Consider the following 19891-nt stretch of genomic DNA (forward strand, 5'->3'; position numbering starts at 1 on the left):
ACGGCGCTTGTCCAGAGATGGGGAAGCGCCGTTTTTCTTGGCGGGTATCGCGCCCTGTTTTTGATCCAGGGCGCCCCGTTACCCCTGCAACGGATATGTCCACCGAACAAAAAATAACCAAGAAGGAAACCCCCACGGTGCGGTTCACGACCCGATGGCACCTGTGCCTACTGAGCGCGCTGCTGCTCGGCCACCTGCCTGCAAGCCTGGCCGCCGTCAGCCTGCCGTTCAATCTGGTGCCGGCGTTTATCACCCTGGCGCCCATCCCCCTGGCACCCGCCGAGCGCCAGTGGCTGGCGCAACACCGAACCCTGAGGGTGGGGATTTCCATTGATGACTACCAACCCATCGACATCACCCGCGATCGCAATCGCTACCAGGGCATCAGTGCCGACTACTTGAGCCTGGTGGGGGCGAGACTCGGCGTGTCGATGCAGGTGATGGGCTTCGCCGAGCGGGCCCAGGCCGTGGAGGCCCTGCGCGCCGGGACGATTGATATCCTCACCAGCGCCAACGGCTATGAACGTGACGTGCCCGGCCTGGCCTTTACGGCGGACTATATGCCCGACCGTTCGGTGGTGGTGACCCGCGGTGCCGACGCCACGCCAAATGACGCACTCCAGGACAAGAAGGTGGTGTTGCTCGATGGCTACGCCAACGTCAAGAACGTGCATGCCGCCTACCCGCAAAGCCACATCATGCTGGCGCCCAATCTCTATAGCGGCCTCGAAGCCCTGGAGCAGGGTGATGTGGATGCGTTTATCGGCAATGAAGTGATCGTGCGCGCCTACAAGTCCCTGCGTCCTTACCTGAGCATGCAGATCAAGGAGCAAAGCCGCCTGGCGCCGATTGGTTTTGCCTTCGCCACGCGCCAGGCCGATCCCTTGCTGGGCAAGATGATGGACCGGGCGTTGCAGAGCATTGATGACTCGGTGCGCCGTGAGATCCTGGCCCGTTGGACCACCGGGCTGGGGGTGGACGTCGTCGGTGAGCGTATTCCCCTGTCGGCCGCCGAGCAGGCCTGGGTGCTGCAGCATCCCCATGTGGTGGTGGCGTCCCAGCAATACTCGCCCTATGTGTTCAAAGACAAGGACGGGCGCTGGGTCGGGTTGAATGTCGACCTGCTCAACCGCCTGTCGCGCATGACCGGTTTGCAGTTCGTCATGGAGGAAGTGTTTTCCACCGCGCAGACCCTGGCAATCCTGGAAAACGGCAGTGCGGATATGAGCACTACCCTGGTGGAAAACACCGAACGCCGAAGGTTTCTGGATTTCAGCCACGGGTTTGGCGGTGCCGGCTGGGTGTTTGTCGAGCGTCTTGATACGCCACCGCTGAACAGCCTCAGCCAGCTTTCGGGCGAGGTGTTGGCGCTGCCGGCGCGGCATGTGCTCGAAGGCTACATCCGGCGTGAATACCCGCAGATCCGCCTGCGCTCGGTGGCCAACTACACCGAGGCTCGCGCCCTGGTAGCCCGGGGAGACGCGGCAGCGACCATCCAGAGTGAAGTCGAGGTGCAGAGTTATCCGACCGATGAGTTGCGGGTCGGTCGCAGTGTCGATGGCAAGTGGTCCAGTGACAACCTGTCAGTGCGCAAGGACCATCCCGAGCTGCTGAGTATTTTGAACAAGGCCCTGGAAGCTTTGCCGGTAGCCGAACTGAGCGCGTTGCGCCTGCGCTGGATGGGCGCGGTGGCGGTCCCGGTGCCCGCCTGGCAGCGTGTGCCGCCATGGGCCTATTGGACGGTCGCCACGGCGCTGCTGTTTGTGCTGGTATCCCTGGTCTGGAACAGTCGGCTCAAGCGTCAGATCCGCCAGCGTGTGGAGGCCGAGCGACGGCTCAATGACCAACTGGCGTTCAAGCGCGCCCTGCTCGACGGCATGCCCAACCCGGTGTTTGTGCGTGACCTCGCTGGCCGTTTGGTCACCTGCAACAAAAGCTATGAACAGCAGTTGGCCACCCGGCTTGAACTGATCCAGGGCCTGACCCTGCCGGAGAGTGGAATTTTGCCGGCCGCCACCGCCTTGCGCCTGCATGTGGGGCACATGGAGCAACTGGAGACGCAGCAGTCGTTGTTTATCGACCGCCAACTGGAGTTCAACGGCGGTATCGCCCATGTCTATCAATGGACCGTGCCGTTTTACGATGCCGAGGGCCAGTTGCGGGGTTTGCTCGGGGGCTGGGTCGATATCAACGAGCGCAAGGTCCTGGAAACCCAACTGATGGACGCGCGTCGCGCTGCCGATGAAGCGAACTACGCCAAGAGTGCCTTTGTGTCGAACCTCAGTCATGAGATTCGTACGCCGATGACGGCGATTATCGGCCTGCTGGAGCTGGAACAGGAGCGCGCCCTGGCCTCGGGCGCCCCTGTTTCCGAGGCGTTGCAGGTGGCCCATCGCTCGGCACGGGAGTTGATTGCCCTGATGGGAGATAGCCTTGATCTGGCGAAGATCGAAGCCGGCCATCTGCAATTGGCGCCACAGACCACTGACCTGAAAGGTTTCTTCGAAGGTATCCAGCGCCTGTTTGAAGCCACTGCGCAGAAAAAGGGCCTGCACCTGACCCTGGCGTTCGATCCCCAGGCCCAAGGCTTTTACTGGTTCGACCCGCTGCGCCTGCGCCAGGTCATGCATAACCTTTTGGGCAATGCGCTGAAGTTCACGCAAAGCGGAGATGTGCGTATGCGTGTCGCCTGCCAGGTGGATGGTGAGGGTCACGAATACTTGCACCTGTGCGTCGAAGATACTGGCCCCGGCATCAGCGTCGAACAGCAGGCACGAGTGTTCCGGCCGTTTATCCAGGGCAGCCCGCTGACGGCCGCCGAACATGGCGGCACCGGGCTGGGTTTGAGTATCTGCCAGCAACTGGTGGACCTGATGGGCGGGCAAATCACCCTGCGCAGCACCCTGGGCGAAGGCACCACCGTGTGTATCGACCTGCGCCTGGACCGGGTCGGCAGTGACGACCTGCCGGCGCCGGTGGCCGCCGCGCCGGTGCTGGCTGCGGGCCGGGTGCTGTCGGTGCTGATTGTCGACGACCTGCCGGCCAACCGCTTGGTGCTGGTCCAGCAGTTGCAATTCCTCGGGCACCAGGTGGTGGCCCTCAATAGTGCCGAGGCCGCATTGCAGCGTTGGCGCAGCGAGGCGTTCGACGTGCTGGTGACTGATTGTCATATGCCGGGCATGTCCGGTTATGCCCTGGCCGAGGCTATTCGCCAGATCGAAACCCAGGAGCAGCGCCCGCGCTGCGCGTTGATTGGCTGCACCGCTGCGGCCCAGGAGGACGAAAGCCAGCGCGACCAGCAGGCGGGTATGGATGTGCTGCTGGTCAAGCCGGTGACCCTGGAGCAGTGGGCGCGGGTGCTGGCCCGGGTCACGGCGGTGCCGGCCTTCGACCTGCAGGCCCTGCGCAAGATGACCCAGGCCGACGGGCCGATTCTGCAAAGCATGTTGCAGGAGTTGGCGAACAATTTGGAGCACGAGCACCATCTGTTGGGCAACGCCATGGCCGAGCACGACCTGGTGCAGGTGCGGGCCAGCCTGCATCGCCTCAAGGGCATTTGTTGCCTGGTGGATGCGCTGCCGCTGGCCAAGGCCTGCATCGCCCTTGAAAGCAGTGCGCGGGAACACCGCGACGCTGAGCTGCCAGTGCGCTGGCAAGCCTTGTCGCAGGCATTGCTGGCATTGCGAGAGGAGATTCAGCCTTATCTGGAGCAAGAATAGGACGCGTCCTATGTGGTCGCGTCCGGGTTTTGGCTAATGTGGGCCATCCTGCACGCAGCCCCAGAGTTTTCCATGCGCTCACTCAAAGTCCTGATTCTCGAAGATCACCCGTTCCAGCTGATGGCCCTGCACCAGATGCTCAACGCCAACGGCGTGTTCAACGTGCTTACGGCCGACAGCGTCGAGGTCGCCCGCCAGTCGCTGGCGAGCAAGGGGCCGGTGGATATCGCCATCTGCGATCTGTACCTGGAGCATGGCGACTCACTGGGGCTGATCCGCGAAATGGCTGAGCACAGCCAGGCCCAGGTCCTGGTCCTGTTGAGCGACGCCGAACCGGATGTACTGGAAGGCGTGGCGAGCATGGCGCGTCATGCGGGGTTGAACGTATTGGGGTGCATGCCCAAGCCGGCTTCCGCCACTTCCATCGGGCAGATGCTCGATGCCTGCCGGCAACGCTTGCGGCCGAGCCCGCAAGCGCTGTCCTGGGAGCGTGTGCACCAGATGCTGGGAGTGAGTGAATTCGCGACCGAGAAACTTTGCGCTGAGGTCGGCGAGGCCGCCTTTGAGCGTTACGCCCGTGTCTGCTACCAACCCATCGTCAGCCAGGCCGGTGATCTGCAAGGCGTGGAGGCGTTGGCGCGCTGGCAAGACCCGGAGCATGGCCAGTTGATGCCCAGCGAGTTTCTGCCGCTGCTGGAGTTGGCCGGCCTGGAGCAGGCCTTTACCTGGTACGTGCTGGACCAGGTGTTGCGCCTATGCGCCCAGGTGACCCGGGACACGGGCCTGGAACTGCCGGTGTCAGTCAACATTCCCGGGCGGTTGCTGGATCAGGAACACTTCGCGCTCACGCTGCAAGGCCTGCTGCAGCGCTTTGCCGTCCCGGCGCGCAATCTCACCCTGGAACTGGTGGAAACCTCGCGCCTGAAGACCGACAGCGCCCATGTCACCGGTTTGCTGCGCTTGCGGATGATCGGTTGCAAGCTGTCCATTGGCGATTTCGGCATCGGCGGTACCAGCCTGCAACGGTTGCTGGAGCTGCCGTTCACCGAGCTGAAGATTCCCCCGGCGTTTGCCAGCGGGATGGCGGGTGACGAACGCAAGTGTGCGGTGGTCGCCGGGGCCATGAGCATGGCCCAGCACCTGGGGGTTGGCGTGGTCGTGACCGGAATTGAAACCCCCGCCGACCGTGACGCGGTGCGCGCGCTGGGGCCGGCCTGGCTGCAGGGTTGCCTGATCGCTCATCCGATGAGTGCCCAGGCGCTGCAACACTGGCTGGCGAAATCTACGGCGATTGCCTTGTAGGAGCCGGCAAGCCGGGCGCTGCACAAACCTAGGCCAACCCGTGTTCCTGCACATAGATGAACAACGCGGCATCGCTGATCAGCCCCAGCTTGCGCATGGCACTGACTTTCTGCGCGCTGACGGTCTGCTTGCTGCGATTGAGGTGCGCGGCAATCTCGCCCACCGTCTTGCCACCTGCCAGCAGGCGGATCACCTCCAGTTCCCGGGGTGACAACTGGTGCTGTGAGTGCAGGCGATCAGCCCCCACTGCACCGGCCAGGGCGAGCGCCTGTTCAATGGTGCGGGCCACATAGGGCCGCTGCTGGCGCACCTTGTCGATGGCTTCGGGCAACTCGTCGGCCAGGCTGGCCTTGCTCAACAGACCCATGACCCCCAGTTCCAGGATCGAGTGGAACAGGCCGGCGTTGTTGAGCATGGTCACCACCACAATCGGCAGGTCCGGGTAATGCCGGCGCAGGTGTTCGATCAGGCGCAGGCCATCGGCCTGGGGCTCGGCGGGCATCATGAAATCGGTGACCAGTACATCGCAGGGGCAGCGTTGCAGCAGGGCGGCCAGGGCCTGGGGCGAGGTGGCCTCACCGACGATGCGCACCTGCTCGTCGCGCTCCAGCACTGCCCGCAAACCGATCAGGAAAATCGGATGATCGTCGGCGATGACAATACGCAAGGGCTGTTCAGACGCGTCTCTCACGGTGGACTCCGGCAATAATCAGGAGATTCTAGCCTGTCGGCGGTTGTTTTCTCTCTGTCATATTTGCCATGCATGCTCGATAAGCTCAGCTCAAAGGCGAACTTTGTGCTTTTGGCGTAGGTCACTTATCTGTAGGCGCGAGCTTGCTCGCGAAAAACGTCAACGATAATGTAGGGCATCCTGAACGAACGTGGCGCTCTCAGGTTTTTCGCAAGCAAGCTCGCGCCTACACTGGTTATTTATTTTTCTCATGATTGAGTGGTGATCGAGATGGAAAGTATCAGCCTATTGCTCGGTGAAGCGCTGAGCCCTTATCAGGTCACGCTGACTACCTCGGGTGTACACGGCGAGAGCCTGGTGACAGTGAAGAGCCCCACGGGCGCAATCGTGGTCGAACGCGAAGTGGATCGTGCGCAATTGACCGACAAGCGCGCCTTGGTGGACGTGGTGGACTGCCTGCTCCGCGACCTGAAAATCGCCGAAGGGCGCCTGGAACCTTCGGTAATCGCGGCCTTGCGCAACGCCGCCCAGACGCGCATCAGCGTCCAGGCGTGAAGAAATTTTTATCTTCGGAACCTTCCTACAGGAAGGCCAGTCAGACCATGTAACAGCAGGATCAAGCATTGTGCTCCGGTGCTTGTAGCTTGTTGTACTGGTCTTTGTAGGCCACGTTTAACCCCGAGTTGTCTCCCCACTGCTCGGGGTTTCTTTTTGCCCTGGATTTATCAGGGCAGCGGCGTTTCGCTGAAAAACCTCGGGTTGTCCTTGAGGTATTGCTCGCGCATCAGCGGGTCCAGCCCGTTGGCGTAGGACTGGCGCAATGTCTCCTGGGGAATATTCTGCAACTCGCGATTGATATGGGTAATGGCCTCGCGCCCCATCGGGGTGTCCGAGCAACCGATATGAATCCGCTGATAGCGCGCCGTGCCCTTGATCGGATAGAACACCAGGTCTTGCGGATCAATACCCTGTTGCGCTGCCTGGTATCGGATTTCCGTCCAGTAGCCCAACACGGCTTCCAGCCGCCCCAGGCGCTGCATCTGCAGCAAACTGCCCAGTGCGTCGTTACCGTAATGTGGGGCCAGCTTGAGTGGATCGGCGTGATTCAACTGTTCGTCCACCCCAGGTCCGTAGCTACGCTCGGCGACGATCCCAAGACGCATCTGCTGCAGGTCGAGAAACCTCGCCAGATCGAACTGGCCATCCACCACATAGCTTGCCAGGGCGCCCTGCTGGTTGCGGCGAATCGCGATGCCATTGCTCAGCACGGCGAACGCCGGCGCGGAAAACACAATGTTCCTGGCCCTCACGGGGGTCCATACCAACGATGGGTCGCAGGTGAAGGAGGGCGTGTTGAGCATTTGCAGGCCTCGGGCGCGATTGACGTGCAGGATCTGGTGACGATACTGCGGCAGGCGCTCGATTAACAGCGGCAGCAGTTTATCGACGCTGCCCTGGCCCTTTTGCGGGCCCTCGAAAATGGTCATCGGCGGCAGGTCACGCACCAGCCAGGTCAGGGTGTCCTGTGCCTGGCTCGAGAGCGGCAGCATCCCCAGCAGCGGGGCGATGAGCCATAGGCGCCGCAACGCCCTGATAAAACGGCCGGCCATTATCTTGAGAGTGCTCCACGGGGCATCAGATCGCGCCATCCTTACGCAAACGGGCCACGGCGTCGCTGTCGTAGCCCAGGGATTGCAGAACCACGGCATTGTGTTCGCCCAGCTCTGGCCCGACCCACTCGCAACTGCCTGGGGTGTCCGAGAGCTTGGGCACGATGCCGGGCATCTTGAAATCCTTGCCGTCGGGCAACTGGGCCTTGAGGAACATTTCCCGGGCGAGGTATTGCGGGTCGCCCAGCATATCTTCGGCGCTGTAGATCCGGCTGGCAGGCACTTCGGCCTGGTTCAGCTGCTCCACCACCTGGGCCAGTGGCAAGCTGTTGACCCAGCGGTCGATTACGCCGTACAGCTCGTCGCGCCGGCTATCGCGGCCATCATTGCTGGCCAGTTGTGGGTCATTGGCCAGGTCTTCACGGCCAATGGTCAGCATGAAGCGCTTGAAGATTGCATCGCCATTGGCGCCAATCTGCACATGCTTGCCATCGGCGGTGGTATGGATTGATGACGGGGTAATGCCCGGCATGATGTTGCCGGTGCGCTCGCGGATAAACCCGAACACATCGAACTCGGGGATCATGCTTTCCATCATCGCGAAGATCGCTTCATACAGCGCCACATCCACCACTTGACCGAGGCCGCCGTTGACCTCGCGATGGCGCAGAGCCATGAGCGCACCAATCACCGCCCACAGCGCGGCGATGGAGTCGCCGATGGAAATCCCGGTGCGCACCGGCGGGCGGTCTTCGAAGCCGGTGATGTAGCGCAGGCCACCCATGGATTCACCGACCGCGCCGAAGCCCGGTTGATCCTTCATCGGCCCGGTCTGGCCAAAGCCCGAGAGCCGTACCATTACCAGCTTGGGGTTGAGGGCGTGCAGGGTGTCCCAGCTCAGGCCGAGTTTTTCCAGGACGCCGGGGCGGAAATTCTCGATCAGGATGTCGGCGTCTGCCAGCAACTGCTTGAGGATCGCCAGCCCCTCGGGATGCTTGAGGTTGAGGGTCAGGGACTGTTTATTGCGTGCCTGGACAAACCACCACAGCGACGTGCCTTCATACAGCTTGCGCCATTTGCGCAGCGGGTCGCCGCCGTCGGGGGATTCGACCTTGATCACTTGGGCACCGAACTCGGCGCAGATGCGCGAGGCGAACGGGCCGGCGATCAGGGTGCCCAGTTCGATGACTTTCAGGCCGGCGAGCGGTTTGGCGGTAAACGACATGAGGATCCTTACTAACGCAGGAAGGTATGTATTGCCTTTTAACATAGGCGAGTGCTGCAGGGATAAGGATGATGCAGCGCAGGATTCGTTGAATGACCCCGCCATCGGTTAGACTGGCCGCCTTTCCCTGTCTCTAGAAGTCCGTTCATGGCCCAGCCGTCCACGACCTACAAGTTTGAACTCAACCTGACCGACCTCGATCGTTCGGTGTACGAGAGCGTCAAGCAAACCATCGCCCGTCACCCCTCGGAAACCGAAGAACGCATGACCGTGCGTTTGCTGGCCTACGCCCTTTGGTACAACGAGCAGTTGTCGTTTGGTCGCGGACTGTCAGATGTAGACGAACCAGCCCTGTGGGAAAAAAGCCTGGATGATCGGGTTTTGCACTGGATCGAAGTCGGCCAGCCCGATGCCGACCGCCTGACCTGGTGTTCGCGCCGTACCGAACGTACCAGCTTGCTGGCCTACGGCAGCCTGCGGGTGTGGGAAGGCAAGGTGGTGCCGGTGGCCAATAACCTGAAAAACGTGCATATCGCCGCCGTACCCCAGGAAATCCTGGAAACCCTGGCCAAGGACATGCCACGGGTGATCAAGTGGGATGTGATGATCAGCGAAGGCACGATCTTCGTCACCGATGACCGCGGCCAGCACGAAGTGCAACTGCAGTGGCTGGTCGGCGAACGCGGCTGATCCTGTCAGGACGGGTTTGTGTGGGAGCTGGCTTGCCCAGTTAAGCGAAGGCAATCTTCAAAGCAGCGAAGATCAAATGTGGGAGCGGGCTTGCTCGCGAAGACGTCGGCCCAGCAAGCATTGATGTTGACTGACCCACTGCTTTCGCGAGCAAGCCCGCTCCCACACAAGCCCGCTCCCACATTTGATGTTTGTCGTTACTCATAGTGTTTTTTAACCGTTGTATTGCACAGAAGCCCCCATCACCCCATGCGCATCGATCCCCGCCCATTGCCCGCTGTCCTGCCGTTCCTCGGTGAATTGCCACCGTTGCTGACCCGTCTCTACGCCGCCCGTGGCGTGACCTCGCAGGATGAGCTGGATAAAAGCCTGGCGCGGCTGATTCCCTATCAGCAGCTCAAAGGGATTGAGGCTGCCGTGGATTTGCTGGTGACGGCCCTGGAGCAGCGCCAGCGCATCCTGATCGTCGGCGACTTCGACGCCGATGGCGCCACCGCCAGCACCGTGGGCACCCTCGGCCTGCGCCTGCTCGGGGCGGCCCATGTGGATTACCTGGTGCCCAACCGCTTCGAATACGGCTACGGCCTGACCCCGGAAATCGTCGCCGTGGCCTTGCAGCGCGAGCCGCACTTGCTGATTACCGTGGACAACGGCATCTCCAGTGTCGAGGGTGTGGCGGCGGCGAAGGCGGCGGGTCTCAAGGTGCTGGTCACCGACCACCACTTGCCCGGCGATGAACTGCCGGCGGCCGATGCCATCGTCAACCCGAACCAGCCCGGTTGCGGGTTCCCCAGCAAGGCCCTGGCGGGCGTCGGGGTGATTTTCTACGTGCTGATGGCCCTGCGTGCGCGCCTGCGCAGCCTGGGCTGGTACGACAAGCAGCCGCAGCCCAATATCGGCGAGTTGCTCGATCTGGTGGCCCTGGGCAGCGTGGCCGACGTGGTGCCGCTGGATGCCAACAACCGCATCCTGGTCCATCAAGGCCTGGAGCGGATCCGCGCCGGGCGTGCGCGCCCAGGGATCAAGGCGATCCTGGAAGTGGCCAAGCGCGACCACGCACGTATCACCTCAACCGACCTGGGTTTTATCCTCGGCCCACGGCTGAATGCGGCCGGGCGCCTGGATGACATGAGCCTGGGCATCGAATGCCTGCTCACCAGCGACTTCGCCCAGGCCCGGGAAATGGCCGCGCAGTTGGACGGTATGAACCAGGATCGCAAAGCCATCGAGCAGGGCATGCAGCGCGAGGCCCTGGCCCAGCTCAAGGACTTGCCGGTGGAGTCGATGCCATTTGGTCTGTGCCTGTTCGACCCGGAATGGCACCAGGGTGTGATCGGGATCCTCGCCTCGCGTATGAAAGAGCGCTATTTCCGCCCGACCATTGCCTTTGCCGATGCCGGTGATGGCCTGCTCAAGGGCTCCGGGCGTTCGGTGCCGGGCTTTCATATCCGCGATGCCCTGGCAGTGGTGGCCAGCCAGCACCCGAACCTGATCGCCAAGTACGGCGGCCACGCCATGGCGGCGGGCCTGACCTTGCCTGAAGCCAACTTCCCGTTGTTCGCCGAAGCCTTCGACGCCGAAGTACGCCGGCAACTGCGTGAAGAAGACCTGACGGGGCGCCTGTTGTCCGATGGCACCCTGGCGGTGGAAGAGTTCCACCTGGAACTGGCCCGTGCCCTGCGCAACGCCGGGCCCTGGGGCCAGCACTTTCCCGAGCCTTTGTTTCATGGGGTGTTTCAACTGGTGGAGCAGCGGGTGGTGGGCGAGCGGCACCTCAAGGTAGTGCTCAAGAGTGAGTGCGGCGCGGTGAAGCTCGATGGCATTGCCTTTGGCATCGACCGCGAAGTGTGGCCGAACCCGACCATTCGCTGGGTGGAGTTGGCCTACAAGCTCGACGTCAATGAGTTCCGCGGCCAGGAAACCGTGCAATTGATGATTGCCCACATCGAACCGCGCTGAACCCTGTGCAATCCCCGGTTGTCGACTAGTCTCTAAGCACTGTGTGATTGGTCTTGTGACCTTGTCTGTTTTTTAGCCCGAAGGGGACGGGCCTTTCATCTTCTCGTCACGCGTACCGGTCAAACAGAACCCTGGAGCCAATGCCCACCGGATACGAGAAGAGGTGCCCCATGAGTCTGTTGCTTGAACCCTATACCCTGCGCCAATTGACCCTGCTCAACCGCATTGCCGTATCGCCGATGTGCCAGTACTCCGCCGTCGATGGCCTGGCCAACGACTGGCACCTGGTGCACCTGGGCAGCCGCGCCGTTGGCGGCGCCGGGCTGATTTTCAGCGAAGCTACCGCCGTTACTGCCGATGGCCGCATCACCGCCCAGGACCTGGGCCTGTGGAACGATGCCCAGATTGAGCCGCTGCGTCGCATCACACGCTTTATCAGCGCCCAGGGCGCGGTGGCGGGCATTCAACTGGCCCACGCCGGGCGCAAGGCCAGCACCCATCGGCCGTGGATCGGCAAGCATGGCAGCGTCAAGCCCGAAGACGGTGGCTGGGTGCCGGTAGGTCCGTCTCCCATCGCCTTCGACCCGCAGCACACCGCGCCCCGGCAGTTGGACGAAGGGCAAATCCAGCAAGTGATCGCCGACTTCGTGGCCGCCGCCAGGCGTGCCCTGGCCGCCGGCTTCCAAGTGGTGGAAATCCATGCCGCCCATGGTTATCTGCTGCATCAATTTCTCTCGCCCTTGAGCAATCAGCGTCAGGATCAATACGGCGGATCCTTTGAAAACCGCATCCGCCTGGTGTTGCAAGTCACCCAGGCGGTGCGCGATGTGTGGCCGCAAGAGCTGCCGCTGTTTGTACGCGTCTCGGCCACCGACTGGGTGGAAGACGGCTGGAACCCCGACGAAACCGTGGAACTGGCACGCCGCCTGAAAGACCTGGGTGTGGACCTGATCGACGTGTCCTCCGGTGGCACCGCCGCCAATGCCGAAATCCCTATCGGCCCCGGTTATCAAACGCGCTTTGCCGAGCGCGTGCGCAAGGAATCCGGCATGGCCACCGGCACGGTCGGGATGATTACCGAACCGGCCCAGGCCGAGCATATTCTGCGCACCTGCCAGGCCGATATCATCTTCCTGGCCCGGGAACTGCTGCGTGATCCGTACTGGCCGCTGCACGCCGATGACGACCTGGGCGGCCGCAAGGCGACCTGGCCGGCGCAGTACCAGCGGGCTACCCACCGCGACCAGCCGATCCATGAGTCTGACTTGCGCGACTGATTTTTTACATTCGTCACCCAGACCCACCGCTGATCACGGTGGGTTTTTTCTTGCCTGTCGCCGGGGGAGTAGCGATCCTGAGCGTCCTGGACACTGGAGGCCAAGATGCTGGTGGAACGTGATTTGAATGAAAGCGACATTCCCCTGCTGGCGTTGATTGACCGCACTGAGCAGATTGATGAGTGCTATCGCCTAGAACACGGCGAGTTGGTGCTCTACGCCGCTCACCACGACATGCGCGGTTGGCCCGAAGGCGAAGCCGAGCAGGATGCCCTGGAGTTGCATGCCTGCTGGCTGCGCGGCGGGTGGTTGCATGGAGTGTTTGCTGGTCCGACGCTGCTGGCGGCAGCGGTGGTGGATAACCGGGTGATCCATAACCAGGGCCTGCGTATGCATCAGCTCAAGTTCCTGCATGTCAGCCACAGTGGCCGAGGGCATGGGCTGGGTGGGCGCTTGCTGACGCTGGCCTGCGCGCACGGGGTAACGCTGGGTGCGCAGGCGCTGTATATCTCGGCCACCGAGTCGCGCAACACCGTGGATTTTTATCTGCATCACGGCTGTCGTTTGCTCAAGCAGCCCGACAGCGAGCTGTACCACCGGGAACCCAATGACATCCACTTGTATCGCCCGCTGCCCTGATCTGTCCGGCATCAGGCGCGTACACGGCGGTCAGTACGTGAGGATTTTCTGAAGTCCTTTTGCCTTAAGGCAATTATTTAAGTGAATACTCTAAAAAAATCTCACAAGCGCCAGGATAGTTTCTACGCTTGAAGTAAGACGGCTTCTGGCCCAGGAAGTCAGTCTGTTTACGCGCTGAGGCATTGCACTTCGCGGACAGGGTTATGGGCATCGGGAGTTGTTGTTTATCACACGGAGAAACAGTCCATGGCCAAGTCCATTGGTGTCGCAGGGGTTCTGGTGCTTTTTTTCAGCCGCAAGCTGTCGTTGCATGGCCGCCGGTTGAGCTCGGACGAGGCGCAGTTGCTTGAGCAGTACCGTGCCCTGACCGAAAACGATCAAATTGCGATGCGTTATTTGATTGGTGCGATGAGGAGTATTTCGCGTTTTTGAACCGGGTGGGGGCGTTCCCACGCCGCAATGAGCGTGGGAACGTTGGGCATCAGCTGTACTTGCGCTTGTCCGGTGCGGGCGGGAAGTACTGGTACAACCAGGTTTCACTCAAGGTCCGGTCATTGGTGCGGATGAACAGGCGCATCTCCACCGGCGCAACGCTATCGCTGGTCGGGTACCAGTCGAAGAGAATGCGGTAGCCCTTGATGTCGTCGAGCACCAGCACGCTGAAGTCTTTCACTTCGCCATGGGAGCAGGTGACCACAGGCTCGATCCCGGTACCTGCGGGCAGGCGGTCGAGGCCACCGCCCTTGAAGTCCACGGCAAAACGGCGGGCCCAGACCGGCGGGTAATGCTCACCCGGCGCCCAGCCTTCGGTAAAGCCGCCCATGCCGGAGCGGGTGGCGTTGACTTGTGCCAACGGTGTGCTGACCGGGGGCAGGGCGCTCCAGTAGAGCTTGTAGCCAAAGTTCAGGGAGTCGCCGGCGGCCACCGGTTTTTTCGGGGTCCAGAAGGCGACGATGTTGTCCATGGTCTCGCCGGTCGTAGGAATTTCCAGCAGATCGACAGAGCCTTCACCCCACGCGGTGGTCGGCTCCACCCACAGACTTGGGCGCTTGCTGTACCAGTCGACGGTGTCCTGGTAACTGGCGAACTCATGGTCGGTCTGCACCAGGCCGAAACCTTTCGGGTCTTTATCGGCGAAGGCATTGAACTGCAGAGTGGCCGGGTTGTTCAGCGGGCGGCAGATCCACTCGCCGTTGCCGCGCCACATCGCCAGGCGATCAGAGTCGTGGATCTGCGGGTGGATGGTGTCGCACATGCGCCGCTCATGGGTGCCGCAACTGAACATGCTGGTCATCGGCGCGATGCCCATCTGCTGGATTGCCGTGCGCGCATTGATATGGGCGTCGATGGCCATCACCACCTGGGTGGCCTGGCAGTCGATATCAAAACGATAGGCACCGGTGGCGCTCGGCGAGTCGAGCAGGGCGTAGACCACGAAACGGGTGCTGTCCTTGTCCGGCGTCTCGAACCAGAACTGGGTGAAATCGGGGAACTCTTCGCGTTTATTGGCGTAGGTGTCGATGGCCAGGCCGCGTGCCGAAAGACCGTACTGGCCGGTGTTATCCACCGCACGGAAATAGCTGGCGCCAAGGAAAGACACCACGTCGTGGCGGTCCAGTTCCGGGGCCTTGAACAGCTTGAAGCCGGAAAAACCCAAGTCGCCTTTGAGCTGCTTGGTATCGACCGTGGTTTTTTCATAATTGAACAGCGACGGACGGAAATGCACCTCCCGCGCCTGGCGGGTCTTGGGGTCGACACTGTGCATGCGCACCGGGGTCTTGAAACCCATGCCGACGTGGAAAAACTGCACGTCCAGCTGGCCTTTGAGGTCTTTCCACAGCGAATGATTACCGTCGTAGCCGATGGCATTGAAATTCTGCGGGGTCATGGTCGCCAGGGTCGGCGGCAGCACCTGGCGGGTGTCCTGATACTGCTTACCAGCCAGTTGCTTGGCCTGCAGCTTGAGCCAGTCGAAGTCGAACGCCTTGGCGTCGCCATCGGCTGCACGATTCCCGGCCCAGGCCTGGGCGGCCAGCAGACCACTGGCTGACAGCCCGGTGTAGGCCGCGATGGCCATGGACGCTTTGAGCAAATTCCTGCGGTGCATAAATACAACCTGTGGTGAGCAATCCCGTGCCGTTCCTGGCGCGTGCTGGATCAGAAATTACGGTTCGGACATGCCTTCGGCCAAACGCAACGGACATTAAACAGATGCTGAATAGCTTAAGGGGTTCGGTGGGGAAGGAAAATTGATTGATAGCGGGATGATGGCGTTGCATATGAAACAAGACGTGTCAGCCGGGGGGATCCTGTAGGGGGCGGCTTGCCTGCGATGGTTTTGGGTCGGTGTACATATCCATTGCTGCGGTCACGGCGGCTATTGGTTCCGCCCTTACGTGAACTGCCCCCCGAATGTTGGACACCTGACCCCTCGGGAGGGTGTTCCATGACGAAATACAACCTAGCGCTCAAGCAATCACTGATTGAAGAGTGTCTGTCTGCCAGTAGCGTTCATGAGGTGGCCCTCAGGCATGGCTTGAGTCCATCGCTACTGCGGCGCTGGATCAAGGGTTTTGAAAAGCACGGTTCCTCTGGCTTGATTGCTAAGTACAGCCATTACGATGCCCAGTTTAAATTGAAGGTTTTGCAGTGCATCGAACAAGACGGACTGTCGGCCCAACAGGCCTGTATACAGTTTGATATCCGTGGCCCAAGCAGTATCAGGCAGTGGCAAAAGCTGTACGATGAGGGCGGCGTAGAAGCGCTACAACCGCATCGTCTTCAAGAGTCCAGCATGCCCCGCAAACCTTCCAGACAACCCAAAGCAAGTCCTGCTCTTCCTGCGGACGCAGAGCTGACCCCTGAACAAATGCTCGCAGAACTGGCCTATCTGCGCGCGGAGAATGCCTATTTAAAAAAGCTCGATGCCTTAATCCAAGCGGATCCCCGTACTGCGCAGCCAAAAAAACGCAGGCCGTCCAAGGATTGAGGCATGAGCATCCACTTGCTCTGTTGCTACGTGCAGCGGGACTTGCACGCAGCACCTTCTATTACCAAAGCAAAACACTGCTAACCGACAAGCATGCCGACCTTAAAGATCGCATCCGCAGCGTCTTTCACGGGAATAAGGGGCGTTACGGCTACCGCCGTATCACTGCGACCCTTGGAAACAGTGGTGAGTTGATCAATCACAAAAAGGTGCATCGGCTGATGCAGATAATGGGCCTCAAGTCGCTGGTCAAAGTGAAGAAATATCGCTCTTACCGAGGTGCTGAAGGGCTTGTTGCGCCTGATCTACTAAAGCGCGAATTTAAGGCAGAAGCCCCTAACCAGAAATGGGTAACCGACGTGACGGAGTTCAAGGTGAAGGGGCAAAAGCTGTTTCTCTCGCCTCTCATGGATTTGTACAACGGCGAGATCCTGGCCTACCAGATCAACCGACGTCCCGAATTCAGGATGGTCTCGATGATGCTGGAAAAAGCCTTCGGGCGACTGAGTCGAGATGAAAAACCAATACTGCACTCTGACCAGGGTTGGCAGTACAGGCAGCCTACCTACCGACATATGCTGGCCGAAAAGAGCATCGAGCAGAGCATGTCGCGCAAGGGTAATTGCTTGGACAATGCCGCCATGGAAAGCTTTTTCGGCACACTCAAGAGCGAGTTTTTCTATCTGGAATCATTTGAGAGTGTGGAGCAGCTGGCATCAGGCATAGAGGATTACATTGCCTACTACAACCAAGACCGCATAAGCCTCAGACTGAATGGCTTGAGTCCGGTACAATTTCGTATCCAGACGCTGAATCAATAGCGTCCCTGTCCAACATTCGGGGGGCAGTTCAACGGCGGGTCACTTTTGGAAAAGAGCCCCAAAAGTAACCAAAAGGGCTCTTGCCCCACCACTCGGCACCTCGCCTAGGCTCGGTGTGCCCGCAGTCAGGCATTGCTCCGTGGGCCCGCCGCGATCGGCCATCCATGGCCGTGTCGCGGCTACCCCGGCATCCATGCCGGGGTGCCCACTGCGCAATACCTGCCTGCGGCCATCGTGGTTTAACGGGGCGCCTAAGATCAAGATCAAAAGCAGAGCAACAGCAAAGCCAGAGCGCGAAGCTGCATTCCCCCTGTGGGAGCTGGCTTGCCTGCGATGACGGAGTCTCAGCCAATACATTTATCGACTGATACACCGCCATCGCAGCGATGCGGCGACCCGACAAGCCAGCTCCCACAGGTACACGCGCACGCCTCGACGATCAGGTCGGCTGTCAGGCCGCCTCGCTTTGCTTGTGATTTTGATCTGAGGCGCCCCGTTAAACCACGCTGGCCGTCATCCGATATTGATTTGGGGGGTAACCCGGCAGGACGCCGGGTTAGCCGCGCTGGGCCATGGATGGCCCATCGCGGCGGCCCCCCAAATCAATGTCGGATGACGGGCACACCGAGCCTGGGCGAGGTGCCGAGTGGTGGGGCAAGAGCCCTTTTGTACGGGACAACCACATAGGTTACAAAAAAGTGCATTCACATAGGTGACACTTTGATTGAAACATACCCGTTCTTTGCGTCTCTAGCATCGACACGGCCTAGGATCACAGGCCCGAAGATCACCTCCCAGACATCATCTCGAATTAGCTCCATTCCAATGGTCTGATGCTTGAGCAGATTGCCTATGTAGATCCTAAGACCTGCTCGATTGATGATTCCATTACTATCAGCCAGGTAACACTCCACGTGGCTCGCATACCCCATTTCAGGCAGCTTTTCCGGGTAAGCGCGGGGTGAGGGCAAATAACATGAGGCTGGTGTTTTCTGGCCAAGCGCCTCGTGCCCTCGCTCATGATTATAGTGCTGCATAAAGCGATCAAAGTGTTTCTGCTGAGCTTCCCAAGCAATCGCCGCTGGTTGGGGCAAAGTGCTTTTCAGGGTTCGGTGCATCCTTTCATGGCGCCCATTCTGATCTGGGCGGCCGGGCTCAATTCGCTCAGGGATAATCCCCAACCGCAGCCACCAGATCGACAGCTGTGATAACCCTGCACGGCCCGTGCTGGCAAACGGTATGCCGTTGTCGGTCCGAATACGTTCAGGCAAGCCATACTCGCGAAAACACGCTCGAAGGTTTGTTGGGTTTCTTTGAAGTTGGTATTGCGCATGCCCTGGCAGGCCAGTAGAAAGCGGCTGGCATGGTCCATGATCGTCAGCGGATAACACCACACTCCGGCCCCTGTCAGAAACTGCCCCTTGTAGTCAGCGCTAAAGAGCTGATTTGGGGTCTCTGCCTTGCACAGGGGCTTTGGATAGACAGCCACGCGCTGACGCACACGTCGAGGTGCAATCAGATCAGCGGCCTTGAGGATGTTGTAAATGGTTGTTTTCGAGGGTGGATCCTGCCCGGGAAAACGCTGGCGCAAGTCGTTCTGAATCTTCTTCGGCCCGGGAATAGTCTCCCCGATAGAACGAAGCTCGATAATTGCTTGCCTGATAGCAAGAGGCACAACATAGGTTTGATTGTGCCGGCACCGGCTACGTTCTTCGAGCCCTCTGGGTCCTTCAGCCTCGTACCGTTCGACCCATTTGTAGCCAGTCTTTCGACTGACCTGGTAGTCGCGGCACAGCTGGCTAAAGGTATCTCTTTCAGCCAAATAGGCGGCGATGAACATCACTTTGAGGTCCATAGGTTTCAGCTCTTCCCAGGGCATGGTCAGATCCTCACAAAATCGACCCTGCCAGTTAATAACTGTTACCTATGTGCGTGAACTGATTTGTAACCCATGTGGGTGAGTCATACCCTTTTGGTTACTTTTTGGGGCTCTTTTCTTTTCCAAAAGTGACCCGCTGTAAGAGCGGAACCAATAGCCGCCGTGACCGCAGCAATGGATATGTACACCGACCCAAAACCATCGCAGTTGAGTTACATCTGGAAGCACTCTATATCCAGGATTATTGGCACTTAGTTTTACGCTGAAGGCCTATCAACCCTATGAACCCAAGTCTCTGGAGGCTATGAATGAATACCCGTGGATTGCTTGATCAGTTGCTCAAGTCCGGCCAGGACATGCTGCAAAACAAAGCTGGCGGTCAACGCAAAGGCGATGACAAAGGTGCCTTGGGCGGCCTGCTCGGCGGTGGCGGGCTCGGCAGCCTGCTCGGTGGCGCAGGTGGCGGGGCATTGGCCGCCGGGGCCATGGGCCTGCTATTGGGCAACAAAAAGGCCCGCAACTTTGGCGGTAAAGCCCTCACCTATGGTGGTCTTGCCGCATTAGGCGTGATTGCCTACAAGGCCTACGGCAACTGGCAGGCACAACAGGCCGGCGCGCCAAAAGGCGAACCGCAGACCCTCGACCGCCTGCCGCCGGCCCAGGTCGAACTGCATAGCCAGGCCATCCTCAAGGCCCTGGTGGCCGCTGCCAAGGCCGACGGCCATGTGGACGAGCGCGAGCGTGCGTTGATCGAAGGCGAATTCGTCAAGCTGGACAACGACCAGGAACTGCAACGCTGGCTGCATGCCGAACTCAACAAGCCCCTGGATCCCACCGATGTCGCCCGGGCTGCCAGCACCCCGGAGATGGCCGCCGAAATGTACATCGCCAGCGTCATGCTGGTGGACGAGGAGAACTTCATGGAGAAGTCCTACCTCGACGAATTGGCCCGCCAACTCAAGCTGGAGCCGGGCCTCAAGATCGAACTGGAAAAACAGGTACGCCAAGCCACGCTCTGACCCGCCCCGTACAGAAAACTACCCCGTCACCGTCCAGGTTGCGGGGTGTTTTTATATTTCGTGAGACTTGG

14 protein-coding genes and 1 pseudogene are annotated in these 19891 nt (G+C 60.4%); 10 read left to right on the forward strand and 5 right to left on the reverse strand.

What is annotated here, in order from left to right:
* Positions 1-95 precede the first annotated feature (95 nt).
* Positions 96-3719, forward strand: a complete 3624-nt coding sequence (locus PSH80_RS05325; protein ID WP_370693718.1) for a transporter substrate-binding domain-containing protein — start codon at positions 96-98, stop codon at positions 3717-3719.
* 72 nt (positions 3720-3791) lie between these two features.
* Complete coding sequence (locus tag PSH80_RS05330) at positions 3792-5021, forward strand: EAL domain-containing protein (RefSeq protein ID WP_128593887.1); 1230 nt, start codon at positions 3792-3794, stop codon at positions 5019-5021.
* Between the two features lie 28 nt (positions 5022-5049).
* On the opposite strand, the gene PSH80_RS05335 is transcribed toward PSH80_RS05330, so the two are convergent.
* Entirely contained in the window at positions 5050-5712 is a 663-nt protein-coding gene (locus tag PSH80_RS05335; RefSeq protein ID WP_057959551.1) for a response regulator transcription factor, read from the reverse strand.
* Positions 5713-5982: 270 nt separating this feature from the next.
* Between PSH80_RS05335 and PSH80_RS05340 the strand changes: the two genes are divergently transcribed.
* Positions 5983-6267 (forward strand): DUF3509 domain-containing protein, encoded by a 285-nt coding sequence (locus PSH80_RS05340; protein WP_057438042.1) that lies wholly within the window; start codon positions 5983-5985, stop codon positions 6265-6267.
* Between the two features lie 170 nt (positions 6268-6437).
* Here PSH80_RS05340 and PSH80_RS05345 read toward each other — a convergent pair whose 3' ends face one another.
* Positions 6438-7322 (reverse strand): TIGR02285 family protein, encoded by an 885-nt coding sequence (locus PSH80_RS05345; RefSeq protein ID WP_115127501.1) that lies wholly within the window; start codon positions 7320-7322, stop codon positions 6438-6440.
* Positions 7323-7347: 25 nt separating this feature from the next.
* A complete protein-coding gene (locus tag PSH80_RS05350; protein WP_057444507.1) occupies positions 7348-8547 on the reverse strand; it encodes a CaiB/BaiF CoA-transferase family protein in 1200 nt (399 codons plus the stop codon).
* A gap of 147 nt (positions 8548-8694) precedes the next feature.
* Between PSH80_RS05350 and PSH80_RS05355 the strand changes: the two genes are divergently transcribed.
* The 5 genes from PSH80_RS05355 to PSH80_RS05375 all read left to right on the forward strand — a co-directional run bounded on the left by PSH80_RS05355 (position 8695) and on the right by PSH80_RS05375 (position 13544).
* Positions 8695-9237, forward strand: coding sequence for a YaeQ family protein (locus tag PSH80_RS05355; protein ID WP_057438005.1), 543 nt, complete (start codon positions 8695-8697; stop codon positions 9235-9237).
* A gap of 249 nt (positions 9238-9486) precedes the next feature.
* Complete coding sequence (gene recJ, locus PSH80_RS05360; protein ID WP_115127502.1) at positions 9487-11196, forward strand: single-stranded-DNA-specific exonuclease RecJ; 1710 nt, start codon at positions 9487-9489, stop codon at positions 11194-11196.
* A gap of 170 nt (positions 11197-11366) precedes the next feature.
* The gene (locus PSH80_RS05365; protein WP_169960794.1) at positions 11367-12473 is read left to right on the forward strand and encodes an NADH:flavin oxidoreductase/NADH oxidase; all 1107 of its coding nucleotides are present in this window, start codon (positions 11367-11369) and stop codon (positions 12471-12473) included.
* A 105-nt stretch (positions 12474-12578) separates the two neighbouring features.
* Positions 12579-13112 (forward strand): GNAT family acetyltransferase, encoded by a 534-nt coding sequence (locus PSH80_RS05370; RefSeq protein WP_057438019.1) that lies wholly within the window; start codon positions 12579-12581, stop codon positions 13110-13112.
* A gap of 246 nt (positions 13113-13358) precedes the next feature.
* A complete protein-coding gene (locus PSH80_RS05375) occupies positions 13359-13544 on the forward strand; it encodes a hypothetical protein (protein WP_057438021.1) in 186 nt (61 codons plus the stop codon).
* A gap of 49 nt (positions 13545-13593) precedes the next feature.
* Here the strand turns inward: PSH80_RS05375 and PSH80_RS05380 are convergent, their stop codons facing one another.
* A complete protein-coding gene (locus tag PSH80_RS05380) occupies positions 13594-15219 on the reverse strand; it encodes a glucan biosynthesis protein D (RefSeq protein WP_198818461.1) in 1626 nt (541 codons plus the stop codon).
* Positions 15220-15558: 339 nt separating this feature from the next.
* Between PSH80_RS05380 and PSH80_RS05385 the strand changes: the two genes are divergently transcribed.
* Positions 15559-16922, forward strand: a protein-coding gene (locus PSH80_RS05385) for an IS3 family transposase (protein WP_090412738.1) whose coding sequence is annotated in 2 segments (ribosomal slippage) — positions 15559-16024 and positions 16024-16922 — 1365 coding nt in all. Because the reading frame shifts where the segments join, the coding sequence is not laid out codon by codon here.
* A 704-nt stretch (positions 16923-17626) separates the two neighbouring features.
* Here PSH80_RS05385 and PSH80_RS05390 read toward each other — a convergent pair.
* Positions 17627-18801: pseudogene (locus PSH80_RS05390) on the reverse strand (integrase core domain-containing protein).
* A gap of 308 nt (positions 18802-19109) precedes the next feature.
* On the opposite strand from PSH80_RS05390, the gene PSH80_RS05395 reads away from it, so the two are divergent.
* Positions 19110-19820: a tellurite resistance TerB family protein gene (locus PSH80_RS05395; RefSeq protein WP_057958665.1), complete on the forward strand. Its 711-nt coding sequence runs from the start codon at positions 19110-19112 to the stop codon at positions 19818-19820.
* Positions 19821-19891: the final 71 nt, after the last annotated feature.

It is taken from the genome of Pseudomonas sp. FP818 (assembly GCF_030687335.1).
GTDB lineage: Bacteria > Pseudomonadota > Gammaproteobacteria > Pseudomonadales > Pseudomonadaceae > Aquipseudomonas > Aquipseudomonas shahriarae.